Source organism: Bombella mellum (genome assembly GCF_014048465.1).
Classification (GTDB): Bacteria; Pseudomonadota; Alphaproteobacteria; order Acetobacterales; family Acetobacteraceae; genus Bombella; species Bombella mellum.
Map to the genome: position 1 here is coordinate 199,179 of NZ_PDLY01000002.1, position 12,476 is coordinate 211,654.

Annotated in this window: 11 protein-coding genes and 1 tRNA gene; 3 read left to right on the forward strand and 9 right to left on the reverse strand. The window is 60.5% G+C overall.

Annotated elements, in window-relative coordinates:
* Positions 1 to 37: 37 nt before the first annotated feature.
* Positions 38 to 1,576: an APC family permease gene (locus CPA56_RS03980; protein ID WP_182040751.1), complete on the forward strand. Its 1,539-nt coding sequence runs from the start codon at positions 38 to 40 to the stop codon at positions 1,574 to 1,576.
* A 53-nt stretch (positions 1,577 to 1,629) separates the two neighbouring features.
* On the opposite strand, the gene CPA56_RS03985 is transcribed toward CPA56_RS03980, so the two are convergent.
* Positions 1,630 to 2,838 (reverse strand): mechanosensitive ion channel family protein, encoded by a 1,209-nt coding sequence (locus CPA56_RS03985; RefSeq protein ID WP_182040752.1) that lies wholly within the window; start codon positions 2,836 to 2,838, stop codon positions 1,630 to 1,632.
* 180 nt (positions 2,839 to 3,018) lie between these two features.
* Between CPA56_RS03985 and CPA56_RS03990 the strand changes: the two genes are divergently transcribed.
* Positions 3,019 to 3,093: transfer RNA gene (locus CPA56_RS03990), tRNA-Met, on the forward strand.
* A gap of 179 nt (positions 3,094 to 3,272) precedes the next feature.
* Here the strand turns inward: CPA56_RS03990 and CPA56_RS03995 are convergent.
* Together CPA56_RS03995 and prmC are read right to left on the reverse strand one after the other, a co-directional pair.
* Positions 3,273 to 3,746: a DUF4167 domain-containing protein gene (locus tag CPA56_RS03995; protein WP_182040753.1), complete on the reverse strand. Its 474-nt coding sequence runs from the start codon at positions 3,744 to 3,746 to the stop codon at positions 3,273 to 3,275.
* Positions 3,747 to 3,939: 193 nt separating this feature from the next.
* The gene (gene prmC / locus CPA56_RS04000) at positions 3,940 to 4,779 is read right to left on the reverse strand and encodes a peptide chain release factor N(5)-glutamine methyltransferase (protein ID WP_182040754.1); all 840 of its coding nucleotides are present in this window, start codon (positions 4,777 to 4,779) and stop codon (positions 3,940 to 3,942) included.
* 50 nt (positions 4,780 to 4,829) lie between these two features.
* Between prmC and CPA56_RS04005 the strand changes: the two genes are divergently transcribed.
* Positions 4,830 to 5,318: a hypothetical protein gene (locus tag CPA56_RS04005; RefSeq protein ID WP_229707399.1), complete on the forward strand. Its 489-nt coding sequence runs from the start codon at positions 4,830 to 4,832 to the stop codon at positions 5,316 to 5,318.
* Between the two features lie 30 nt (positions 5,319 to 5,348).
* Here the strand turns inward: CPA56_RS04005 and prfA are convergent, their stop codons facing one another.
* The 6 genes from prfA to CPA56_RS04035 all read right to left on the reverse strand — a co-directional run bounded on the left by prfA (position 5,349) and on the right by CPA56_RS04035 (position 12,363).
* Positions 5,349 to 6,422 (reverse strand): peptide chain release factor 1, encoded by a 1,074-nt coding sequence (gene prfA / locus CPA56_RS04010; RefSeq protein WP_182040755.1) that lies wholly within the window; start codon positions 6,420 to 6,422, stop codon positions 5,349 to 5,351.
* Positions 6,419 to 7,669 carry a histidine--tRNA ligase gene (gene hisS / locus CPA56_RS04015; RefSeq protein WP_182040756.1) on the reverse strand — a complete coding sequence of 417 codons (1,251 nt, stop codon included), beginning with the start codon at positions 7,667 to 7,669 and terminating at the stop codon, positions 6,419 to 6,421. The genes prfA and hisS overlap by 4 nt, the downstream gene beginning before the upstream one ends.
* Entirely contained in the window at positions 7,669 to 8,790 is a 1,122-nt protein-coding gene (gene ispG / locus CPA56_RS04020; protein ID WP_182040757.1) for a flavodoxin-dependent (E)-4-hydroxy-3-methylbut-2-enyl-diphosphate synthase, read from the reverse strand. The genes hisS and ispG overlap by 1 nt, the downstream gene beginning before the upstream one ends.
* 79 nt (positions 8,791 to 8,869) lie before the next feature.
* Positions 8,870 to 9,997, reverse strand: a complete 1,128-nt coding sequence (locus CPA56_RS04025) for a helix-turn-helix domain-containing protein (RefSeq protein ID WP_182040758.1) — start codon at positions 9,995 to 9,997, stop codon at positions 8,870 to 8,872.
* Positions 9,998 to 10,093: 96 nt separating this feature from the next.
* On the reverse strand, positions 10,094 to 11,140 hold the full coding sequence (locus tag CPA56_RS04030; RefSeq protein ID WP_182040759.1) for an NAD(P)H-dependent flavin oxidoreductase: 1,047 nt from the start codon (positions 11,138 to 11,140) through the stop codon (positions 10,094 to 10,096).
* Positions 11,137 to 12,363: an aspartate kinase gene (locus CPA56_RS04035; protein ID WP_229707413.1), complete on the reverse strand. Its 1,227-nt coding sequence runs from the start codon at positions 12,361 to 12,363 to the stop codon at positions 11,137 to 11,139. Before CPA56_RS04035 ends, CPA56_RS04030 begins: the two co-directional genes overlap by 4 nt.
* Positions 12,364 to 12,476 lie beyond the last annotated feature (113 nt).

Consider the following 12,476-nt stretch of genomic DNA (forward strand, 5'->3'; position numbering starts at 1 on the left):
CAATCTGCCGTTTTTTTCTGGATGATCCACCGCCCCTATGCGTAAACCTTCTTCCTCTCCCAGACGCCGTGACCCGCGACGCAAGACCATGAGCCAGATCACGGCAGAGAATGACTCCGTCACGCTCAAAAGAAGCCTGACGGCCACGCAGCTGCTGCTCATGGGGGTCGGCACGACCGTTGGGGCGGGGGTCTACGTCATGACCGGCACGGCAGCGGCAGAATATGCCGGTCCGGCTGTCCTGCTCTCCTTTCTCGTGGCCGCTGCCGCCTGCCTGTTCACCGCCTTCTGCTATGGAGAACTGGCTTCCACCTTTCCCGTATCCGGCTCCTCCTATTCCTATGCCTACATCTCCATGGGAGAACGGGCCGCTTGGAATGTCAGCTGGCTGATGCTGCTCGAGTATGGCATTTCCTGCACGGCCGTCGCAGCCGGTCTCTCGGGATACATGAACTCCCTGCTGGGCATCTTCAACATCCACCTCCCGGTGTGGCTGACCCAGACGAGCCTCCAGCCCGTCCCCGGCTCCGAAGGCACGGCCCTGACGGCCGGATGGCGACTGGACCTGATCGGCTTCATCTCCGTCCTGCTGGTCACGGCCCTGCTGGCCCGAGGCGTGGAAGAGTCGGCCCGCTTCAACTCGCTCGTGGTCGCCCTGAAGATCGGTGTCCTGCTCCTCTTCCTGATCATCGGTGTCAGCTACATCACGCCTGCCAACTGGTTTCCCTTCATTCCACCGGCGCAGGCCCATTTCCACTTTGGCGTGGCGGGCATCTTCCGGGCCGCCTCCATCATCTTCTTCGCCTATGGCGGGTTCGAGGCCGTCTCGACCGCCTCCTCAGAAGCCCGCAACCCGACCCGTGACATCCCTATCGGGATCATCGGCAGCCTGCTGATCTGTACGCTGATCTATGTTGCCGTGGCCGCCGTCCTGCTGGGCATCGTACCTTATGGCAAGCTGAACGTGGCAGACCCGCTGGCGGTGGCCACGCAGGCCATGGGCAAACCGTGGCTGGCCCTGCTCGTGAACGGTGGGGCGACCATCGGCCTTTCCTCCGTGCTGCTGGGGCTGATGTATGGACAGTCCCGCATCCTCCTGACGACCGGACGTGACGGGCTGATTCCTGCCGTGTTCAGCCGGATTCACGCCCGCTATCGGACCCCTGCCCAGGGAACCTTCATCATGGGGGCCATCATCGCCCTGATGACGGCAACCCTGCCCATCGACATCATCAGTGATCTGGTCTCACTGGGAACAGCCCTGGCCTTCGCCATGGTCTGCTTCACCGTCATCTGGCAGCGCAATCATGCGGCCGACATCCGGCGTCCCTTCAGCGTACCTCTGGGCGGCTTCCGTATCCGGGGTGTCTGGATCGGGATTACCCCGGTGCTGGGCATCATCTTCTGTCTGATCATGATTCTGCCGCTGCTCTTCAACATGCTGCACGCCCTGCTGGGCGGTAACCCGGTGCCCGTCATCCTGCTTGTCACCTATTTCGCCATAGGTGCCCTGACATACCGCTTCTACGGCTATCACAATTCCCTCATGGCCGACGGTTCATCAGCCCGCCGCTGACAGGTGCCGGTCTGGTCCGTTCCTCAGGGAACGGACCTTCCTCCAAGAGGAACTCACCTCTTTTTCCTGTCACCTGCGCTGCCCGGTCCCAGATAGCTCCCCGGCGGGGGCCGGTGCACTGGCGGCGACAGCATGGTATCAGGGTCCGTGACATCCAGCCTTTCACCCGTTTCCGGCGAAACGAACGCCACACGTCGCCGTGGCAGTGCCTGCGGAAAATGCTCCCGGATGCCAGCGATCGCCCTCTCCCGGATGTCGCAGCGCAGGTCCCAGCTCTGCATGGCATTACGGGCACTGGCAATGACACGGACGGAAATGGCCTGGTCCGTACAGTCCGCCACCTGGGCATCAAACACCTTGCCATCCCATAACGGGCAGCTCCGCACGATCTCCCGCAGCATGTCCCGTATCTCGGTCATGGGGGCGTCATAATCCAGCCAGAGAAAGACGACCCCCGTGATGGCCGCCGAATTGTGCGTCCAGTTCTCGAAACGGTTTTCCAGAAAATAGGAAATGGGCACGATGTGACGCCGCCAGTCCCAGACACGCAGCACGACATAGGTGGCCGTTATTTCCTCCACCCAGCACCAGTCACCATTGATGACGACAAGGTCCTCCATGCGGATGGGCTGTGTAATCGCAATCTGCACACCGGCAATAAGATTCGTCAGAAGGCCCCGGGCGGACAGACCGACGATAAGCGAGGCCGCACCAGCCGACGCAAACAGTGACACCCCATACTGCTTGACCGACGGGAACAGCATCAGGGCCGAGGCTACCGTCACCAGCCCGATCAGGATTTCCCCCAGCCGCCGCAGCACCTTGATCTGCGTCTGATGGGCACGGGCCATGATGTCATCCGCATAATCCAGCCGTGCCAGACGGTTCAGATAGGCCTCGGACATCAGGCGGAACATGGTGATGATCGAAAAGCCGAGAATCAGGATCAGCAGAAAGACGAAGAACAGCCTCAGGTCCTGTTCCTGCTCGTAGGAAAAGCCGGTGGCCGCTGGCAGGGCGGCCAGCAGGGCCAGCAGGGTGACCATCACCTGCATGGGCCGCCGCATCGCACTGACCGTGTTCCGGATCATCGCCCCGCTGCGTGTCCCGGGAATACGTAGGATGAGCGCACTTGCCCCATGACCTGCGTAGAAGGCGGCCAGCCCGACAATGACAAGCATGAGGACTGACACGACCGCAGGAGGCAGCCAGGACAGCGCACTGCTGAAAGCAAACAGGATGTTGGTGAAATGCTGAGACAAAAAGGACAGCTCCCGACTGGAAGTTTGAAAATGTGTCAGCGAAAAATGACAGCCTCCTTGCAGGAATGGAATAGAAAATAACAAAAAAACATGAAGATGGACCCGATGCCTGTTGACTTCCTCACCCGGCTGCCATAAAAGCACACCCATCGGAAGGCATGAGCCTTCAGAGGACATGATGGCGGCGTAGCTCAGCGGTAGAGCAGGGGAATCATAATCCCTTGGTCGGCGGTTCAAATCCGTCCGCCGCTACCATCTTCCTCCACGATATCTTCCCAGAAATCCGTTTCTTCTGCTCAGATGGAATGAAGTCCCCCCCTTCTGTCCTATGTGGATGTTTTCCGCCTGTCTCCAGAAAACCGTAGATACAAAAAAACAGGCTGGGCCCGAGAGCCATCAGCCTGTCTCCTGTCCGCCCTACGGGGGAAGCGGTCTCAGTCCTCGTCGTCCTGATCGGCTTCCTCGTCACGCTTTTCAACCCGCTTCCGACGCTCCGAAGGGCGACGTTCGCTGGCCGGTGCAGGCGGCGGCGTCTCGTCTTCATCCTGTTCCGCACGGTCCCGTGCATCACGGCGTTCCTGGCGGGCCTGCTCGTAGTTGCGCTGCCGTTCGGCCCGCTCCTGCTGGGCAGCCTGCGCCGCCTGATTCATGGCATTGAGCATACGGAAATAATGCTCGGCATGCTGGAAATAGGCCTCCGCCTGCACCCGGTCTCCCGTTCCGGTCGCATCACGGCCCAGCTGGAGATATTTCTCAAACAGCTGCTGGGCCGTGCCACGGATACGCAGATCCGGCCCGTTGCTCTCAAAAACATGGTTCCGGTTCAGAGGAATCTGGCCATTATTGCCACGGGATGCTCCTCCACCGCCGCCGCCTGAACGATGATGACGGTTCCTCATTCGTTTCATATTTTCAAACCCGCAATCTTGTCATAATGGCACTTCCGGCAGCCAACCTGCCGTTTCTTCCCGTATTGTCCGAAGAAACATCACTCCCAGAGGAAACCGTGCCCGACCGGCAGCATATCACCGTACGCTGCCCATCCCCTGTACTGTCTTTCCGGCAATCTATCAGGCCTCATTCCATAAGCCAACCGCTTTCCTAAGAAAAGGCCAGAACCAGCGCACGCTCCACCCCACCCAGGTCTTTCCGGCACTCCAGCACCTTCAGACCCTCAGCTTCAGCCAGAGCCATGACAGCCTGAGCCTGTCCCATTCCCAGCTCCAGCACGGCGCAGCCCTGTTCCGACAGCAGGTGCGGCAGGCTCCGGCACAGAATCCGATAGGCCATCAGCCCGTCATCGCCGCCATCCAGAGCCCTGTGCGGTTCATACTTCACGACATCCGGCATCAGGGAAGCCATCTCCGCATGTTCGATATAAGGCGGGTTGGAAAGGACGACATCAAAACGTCCCTTGACCGCCGCCGCCCAGTCTCCGGCAATGAAGGCCGCCCGTTCACTCAGCCCGTTGCGGCGGGCATTGCGGCGGGCCAGAGCCGCCGCACCTGGAGCCACGTCCACGCCCAGTCCCCATGCCTCAGGATATTCCGTGAGAGCCGCCAGCAGAAGACAGCCTGTCCCCGTCCCGAGGTCCAGCATGGACTTGACCTGCTGACGGTCAGGCCGATGATGCAGCAGGGCCTCCAGCAGTGTCTCGCTGTCACTCCTTGGAATCAGCGTTTCCGGGGAAACATGAAGGTCCAGCGTCCAGAAACCCTGCTCCCCGGTGATGAAAGCCACTGGTTCCCTTGCACTGCGCCGCTGGATGGCCTGCTGGAATTTTTCCACAACATCATCTGGAATTTCATCACGCTGCATCAGTTCGATCCGGGTACAGTTGCTGGCCCAACAGAGCAGAAGAAGGGCTTCAGAGGCGGCTTCCTCTATACCGGCCTGAAAAAGCCTCTCCCCTGCCTGTTTCAAAAGGTTTATTTTACGCATAGACGCTATTCCTGATCTGCCGCTTTTCATCCTTCCGGGAAAACCCAGACATGACCACATCCCGTTTCATGCGCTCTCTCTTCGTTCCACTCAGTCTCAGCTTCCTGCTCGTCCCTGCTGCGAAAAGTGAAACTGCGAGGCCCATGCCGGATGGTCCGACAGGCGGAAGTTTCACCATCCATGATGGCCGTGCCTCCAGTGAGGTGTCAGAATCCTCCCGCCTCTATATCAATGGCCAGCTGGCCGCAACATTCCATCTTGATCTAGCTCATGCGGATGATACCGCCATCATCCCCATACCGCTGGGACGGACCGACCTCCCCTACACCATATGCGGGACCATCACCGTCATGAAGGACGGACAGGCCGAGACCCGCAGCGTGAGTGGAGAAGGTGTCCTCCACAACCCGGACGGCCGTTATTACGAAGCCATTGGCAGTGACGACTTCAAGGATTTCTTTCTGATGGACGAAAATGATCCTGCCGCCAGCGATCATCACAACGGAGCCTCGTCCCGCTGCCTCGCCTCCAACAGCTGACGGCCTCCCCCTCCCTGACAGGGACGCCCATCAGGGGCGGCCCATTTCCTCCGCCAGCAGGGCCATCTGTTCGTGATGCGTCAGCGCACTGACGATCTCGTCAAAATCGCCTCCCATCACCTGGGCGATCTTGTACAGGGTCAGATTGATGCGATGATCCGTCACACGGCCCTGAGGGAAATTGTAGGTCCGTATCCGTTCGGAACGGTCTCCCGTCCCGACCTGTGACTTTCGGTCCGCCGCCCGACTTTCATGGGCCTTCTGACGTTCCGCCTCATAGAGACGGGCACGCAGGATCTGCATGGCCTTGGCCTTGTTGCGATGCTGGCTTTTCTCCTCCTGCATGGCAACGACAACACCGGTCGGCAGATGGGTGATGCGGACGGCACTTTCCGTCTTGTTGACATGCTGCCCACCGGCACCGGAAGCCCGGAACACGTCAATCCTCAGGTCCTCTTCATTGACCTGAACATCAACCTCCTCCGCCTCGGGCAGCACCGCCACCGTCACCGTGGACGTATGGATGCGCCCCTGGCTCTCCGTGGCAGGAACACGCTGGACACGATGCACTCCAGATTCATATTTGAAACGGGCAAACACGCCCCGCCCGGTGATGGTCGCCATCCCCTCCCGGATACCGGAAAGCTCGCTCTCCGTCAGGGACATGACCTCGAACCGCCAGCCATTCGCCTCTGCAAAACGACGGTAGGCCTCAAACAGTTCGGCGGCGAAAAGGGCCGCCTCGTCGCCACCTGCCGCAGGACGGACCTCCAGGATGGCACTGCGCTCATCAGCGTCATCCCGTGGCAGGAGGGCCAGCTGCATGGCCTGCTCCAGTGCTGGCATCTCGGCTTCGACCTCTTCCAGCTCCAGCCGGGCCAGTTCCTTCATTTCCGGGTCCTGCAACAGGGTCCGGGCGTCTTTCTGTCGCTTCTGTGCTTCCTGCCACGCCCGGATGGCCTCCACGGGTTTCTCCATGGCGGCATAATCCCGTGAAAGGCGGGCGAACTCCTCCCCCGCCATCTCTCCGGTAGCCATCAGGGCCTGCATCTCCTCAAAGCGGGCAATGATCTGCTCCAGCTTATGCTCGATCGCAGCACTCATGAGGTCCGGGCACGCTCCAGCGCAGACATGACATCCGCCACAGGCACCTCTTCCTGCTCCCGGGAGGCCAGACAGCGCAGCTGCACGACGTCCCGTGCCAGATCGTCGTCTCCGAGGAACAGCACATGAGACGCACCAGACTGCACGACACGGTCCATGCGCTTCTTCATGTTGCCCCGTATCTCGATGGAAACGGACAGGCCACCATCCCGCAGCGTCCGGGACAGCGAGGCCACCTTTAGCAGGGCCGCCTCTCCCATCGGCAGGATGGCCACATCACTGACCTCGACGGCAGGTGCCTCGATCAGGGCCGCAAGACGCTCGATCCCGGCAGCCCAGCCGATGCACGGAACGGCAGGGCCACCCATTTCTTCCACGAGACCCTCATAACGGCCCCCGGCCAGGACGGTCCCCTGCGCCCCCAGCTTGTCCGTGACAAACTCGAACACGGTATGGCTGTAATAATCCAGCCCTCGGACGATACGGGGATTCTCCACGAAGGAAACGCCAAAAGCTTGCAGGGCCGCCTTCAGTTCTTCCCAGAAGGTACGGGACTCTTCATTGAGATAGTCATCAAAGGCGGGCGCATCAGCCAGCAGTGCCCTGTCCTGCTCGGACTTGCTGTCCAGAATCCGCAGCGGGTTGATCTCAAGGCGTGACCGGCTGTCTTCCGAAAGACGATCCTCATGCTGACGGAAATAGGCCACGAGAGCCTCACGCCAGGCCATGCGACTGTCCTTGTCCCCCAGCGTGTTCAGCTCAAGCGTCAGATCCTCACCCAGCCCGAGGGACACAAGAAAATCCCGGGCCATGGCGATGATCTCGGCATCACGGAAGGCACTTTCCGCACCGATCAGCTCCGCACCGATCTGATGGAACTGACGGAAGCGTCCCTTCTGTGGCCGCTCGTAACGGAACATCGGTCCGGTATAGAAAATCTTCTGCGGCAGGGCCTGCGTCAGGGCGTTGGAAACCAGCGCACGGGCAACACCGGCCGTCCCCTCCGGCCTGAGGGTCAGACTTTCTCCCCCCCGGTCCTCGAACGTGTACATCTCCTTGGAAACGACATCCGAACTTTCACCCAGAGACCGGGCAAAAACATGCGTGTCCTCAAAGATGGGCGTCGCCCACTGGCTGAACCCGTAACGGCGGAAGACGGTCCGGCCCGTACCGACAACCTTCTGGTGGCGGCGCATGTCCTCACCCAGAAGGTCCTTCGTTCCCCGGGGGGGCTGGAAACGGGCCATCAGTGTGCAGCCTTCTCGGCTGTCCCGGCCTCAATGGCGGCCACCCGTGCTTCCACCAGCTCCACGATATGCTCGATCATGTTCTCAGCCGGCATGGTGTGATCCTGCTTGCCAGCCGCATAGACCATGTGACGGCCGGAACCACCACCCGTCACGCCAATATCCGTCATCAAGGCTTCGCCAGGACCATTGACCACGCAGCCTATGATGGAAAGTGTCAGCGGCGTCTTGATATGCTGGAGGCGGTCTTCCAGCGTCTGGACCGTGTCCACCACGTTGAATCCCTGACGGGCACAGGACGGACAGGAAATGATCTTCACCCCACGGTGGCGCAGCCCCAGGGACTTGAGAATGTCCCAGCCCACCAGAACCTCCTCCTCGGGAGGAGCAGAAAGGGACACGCGCATCGTGTCACCCACCCCGGCCCAGAGAAGATTGCCCAGCCCGAGGGCGGACTTCACCGTCCCGGCCCGCTTTGACCCGGCTTCCGTGATGCCGATATGCAGCGGGTGGTCACAGCATTCCGCCAGCTGCTTGTAGGCCGTCACGGCCATGAAAACGTCGGAGGCTTTCACGCTGATCTTGAATTCATGGAAGTCATGATCTTCCAGAATCTTTGCATGTTCCAGCGCACTCTCTACCAGAGCTTCTGGCTTGGGCTCGCCATATTTCTCCAGCAGGTGCCGCTCAAGAGACCCGGCATTCACACCGATACGGATGGAACAGCCATGATCCCGGGCAGCCTTGACGACCTCACGCACACGGTCGGCACTGCCGATATTGCCCGGATTGATGCGCAGGCAGGCCGCACCAGCCGCAGCCGCCTCGATGGCCCGTTTGTAGTGGAAGTGAATGTCCGCCACGATCGGCGCATTGACTTCCTCCACAATGGTCTTCAGGGCCTTCGTGCTGGCCTCGTCGGGGCAGGATACGCGGACGATATCCACGCCAGCCATCTCGGCCTTACGGATCTGAGCAATCGTACCTTCAATATCCGTTGTCAGCGTGTTGGTCATGGTCTGCACCGAGACCGGCGCATCGCCACCAACGGCAACATTACCAACATAGATCTTCCGTGATTTACGGCGTTCAATATGCTGATAGGGACGTAAACTGCTCATCAATAACCTCTCCGGGTCCTGACTGTTCTGACCCATGATAGACGTGACCGTCACCCGACCGGACGGTCACAGGATTTTTTTACTGGCTGTTCCTGCCGGTCGGTCCCGATGCGGGTGCCGCCTCGGTGGTCAGGGCACCATACCCATAATGGCCCTGCTCCACGGATGCTGCATCAACCGTCACATTGCGTACGACCCGGCCACGCAGCCCTAATGGTGCGCTTACAACATTACCCGCCTGAAAAACAACACCCCCGGCATTACCGCTGGTGACACGGTATGTCTCGCCAGGCGTCCCCTGCCATACCTCACCCTTTTTGAGAACCCGGACAAGCTGGACTTTTCCGGCGGCGTCCGTCACCTGCAGCCAGCTGTCCTCACGAGCCAGAATGCTCACGCTGTCCTCGGCCTTCTGATTCGTGACGGTGGCCGGAGCCGTCTGGGTCTCAGGAGCTTTTGCTGTTTCAGCAGGATGCATGGGAGCCGTCATCTGGACAGGCTGGGTCATGTCAGCAGCCGGAGGCTCGACAGGATGTCCATCACTCCCCGTCACATCAGTACCGGACGGCACGGCCGTGGCGGAAGGGGAAACGACCTCGGGTGCAGGCTGAAGATCAGGCGTGTCCTTCTGTCCGTCATCCTGTCGGACAGACATGTCCTGCCCACCGGAAGGCTGGGCAGACGCCGTCTTCTGAGTCTCAGCCCCCTGCCCCTCGGACGTTCCGGCCTGACGGGCATCAGAGGACGTGGACCCATCCGAAGAGGTCTCGGCATTTCCTGCCAGATGGGACGGCAGGATGGAAGACGCAAGCTGACCATGCGAGGAGAAATGATACCACCCTACATAGGCCCCAATGATGACAACCAGCCCGACACCAAGCAGAATCCAGAGTCCCGCCGAGCGGCCCTCCTGCGGACCGGGAAGGTCAAGCTGGACCGTCTGTCGCTTCGGCATGAAGGAGGACAGCTCCCGGTCAGCCTGCCGCATGATCTCCTCGCCCTCGAAGCCCAGGAGACGGGCATAGTTCTTGACGAACCCGAGAACGTAGACCTTGTCAGGCAGTCTGGAATAGTCGCCTTCCTCAATGGCCTGGAGGATGGCGAGACGCACCTTGAGATGCGCCTCGACATCAGCCAGATTCCAGCCCAGCTCCTTACGCCGGGCCATCAGGCGGGCACCAAGAGTGGCAGATGGCTGACCGGCCATACCTTGCCCTGTTTTATCTTCCATCACGACACCCCTCTCACTCATAGCCCAGACCCCCGGTCTGCACGCAGGCCGTCAGTTCAGACCCTGCCAGTTTTACGCACGCTCGGACCAGATGCGCCGCTCACGCTTCTGCAGAGCCTCGACCGCCTGATCCACCAGAGTGGTAATGATTTCCTCCACGGAGCGGATCTCCTTCACCATGCCGACGGACTGCCCCGCCATCATGGAGCCGTTCTCCACATCCCCCTCGATGACGGCACGCCGCAGGGCACCGGCCCAGAAGTGTTCGATCTCAAGCTGGGCAGCCTCACGCTCGATCTGCCCCTTACGGAACCGCTCGATCACGTCCGCCTGATGGGTCATGAAGTGACGTGTGGCAGCATTGGAAAGGCCACGCACCGGAATGACGGGGAAACGCTCGTCAAGCTGCACGGACATCACGGCATCACGGGCATTGCCACGACGGAAGGCTTCCTTGAAACGCTCGTGGGCTATGCTCTCCTTGGAGGCGGCAAACATCGTCCCGAGCTGGCCACCCGCAGCCCCCTGCTCCAGATAGGACAGGACGGCATCGCCACGTCCCAGCCCACCGGCCACGAAGACGGGCACTTCCGCGATGTTGGGCAGGATTTCCTGTGCCAGCACGTTCAGGGAGACCGGACCAACATGCCCGCCAGCCTCGGATCCCTCGATCACCAGAGCCTCGATGCCCAGCTTCACGAGCCGCCTGCCCAGTGCAAGGGCGGGCGCAAACCCCATGACTCGGGCACCGCCATCACGGACCCGACGGATCGTGGCTCCAGTCGGTACGCCACCGGCCAGCACGACATGCGTGACATCGTGGGCCAGACACACATCCACCAGCGCATCCAGCTTGGGGTGCATGGTGATGAGATTGACACCGAAAGGCCTGTCCGTCAGGGCCTGCGTGGCAACGATTTCCTCCTCGAGACGTTCCGGCTCCATCGCCCCGCAGGCGATCACACCAAAGCCACCTGCATTGGAAATGGCCGAAACCAGATTGCGCTCACTCACCCAGGACATCGCCCCGCCAAGGATGGCGTAACGGCTGCCCAGAAAATCACAGCCCGGTTTCCAGAGCTGGTCAAGTACCTTACGTGCGTTCATTGCTTCACTCATGCCTGTGCCCCTTCAGATGCATCCAGCCCATAAGCCGTGTGCAGGGCACGCATGGCCAGCTCCATATATTCTGCATCAATCAAAACGGAAATCTTGATCTCACTGGTTGAAATGACCTGAATGTTGATTCCCTTCTCAGCCAGCGTACGGAACATGGTCGTCGCCACGCCCGTATTGGAACGCATGCCAACGCCCACCACGCTGATCTTGGCAACATTTTGAGAGGTGTTCAGATCGCCATACCCGACCTCGGAACGCATGCCCTCCAGAATCTGGCAGGCCCGGCCTTCATCGCCCTTACCCACGGTGAAGGTCATGTTCGTGCTGCGGTCTGCGCCGATGCTCTGGACGATCATGTCCACATTCAGTCCGGCAGCGGAAAGCGGTTCAAATATTCTCGCAGCAATCCCCGGCTCGTCAGGGACCTGCCGGATGGTGATCTTCGCATCATCCATGGAGTATGCAATCCCTGTCACCAGCTTCTTTTCCACACTTTCGTCCTCATCAACTACGATAGTCCCGCTGCTGTCATCCGTTTCCACGAAGGAGGACAGGACACGCACATGCACCTTCTCCCTCATGGCAAGTCCCACGCTGCGGGTCTGGAGAACCTTGGCACCGACGGATGCCAGCTCCAGCATTTCTTCATATGTAATACGCTCAAGGCGGCGGGCCTGCTTCACGATGCGGGGATCGGTCGTATAGATGCCGTCCACGTCCGTATAGATGTCACACTGGTCCGCCCTGATGGCGGCAGCCAGTGCCACGGCGGACGTATCAGACCCACCACGCCCCAGCGTGGCGATCCGCCCCCGTGCGTCCACACCCTGGAAGCCGGCGATCACGGGGACGATGCCCCGGTCCATGCACGCCAGCAGGGCCTGACCGTCGACACTCTCGATGGCGGCACAGCCATGCGACTCATCCGTCCGCAGCGGGATCTGCCACCCCTGGAAAGACCGGGCAGGCACTCCCAGAGCACCCAGCGCAATGGCCAGCAGACCGCTCGTCACCTGCTCGCCGGATGCCACGACCGCATCATATTCGGCAGGATCAGCCTGGGCGTCCAGATTGCGGCAGTAATCCACCATCTGGTTCGTGACGCCGGACATGGCCGACACGACCACGGCCACACGCTGCCCTCTGGCCCGCTCCTTCCGGACCTTTTCGGCCACGATGCGGATACGGTCCAGATCCTTGACGGATGTCCCCCCAAATTTCATCACAACCGTACGGGAGACCGCCCGATCTGAAAAAACATCATCAGCAGATCGTGCTGTATCATCCGAACGGTCTAACATGGGCATCTGGGAGAAAGCTCCAACAACTAGGGTAG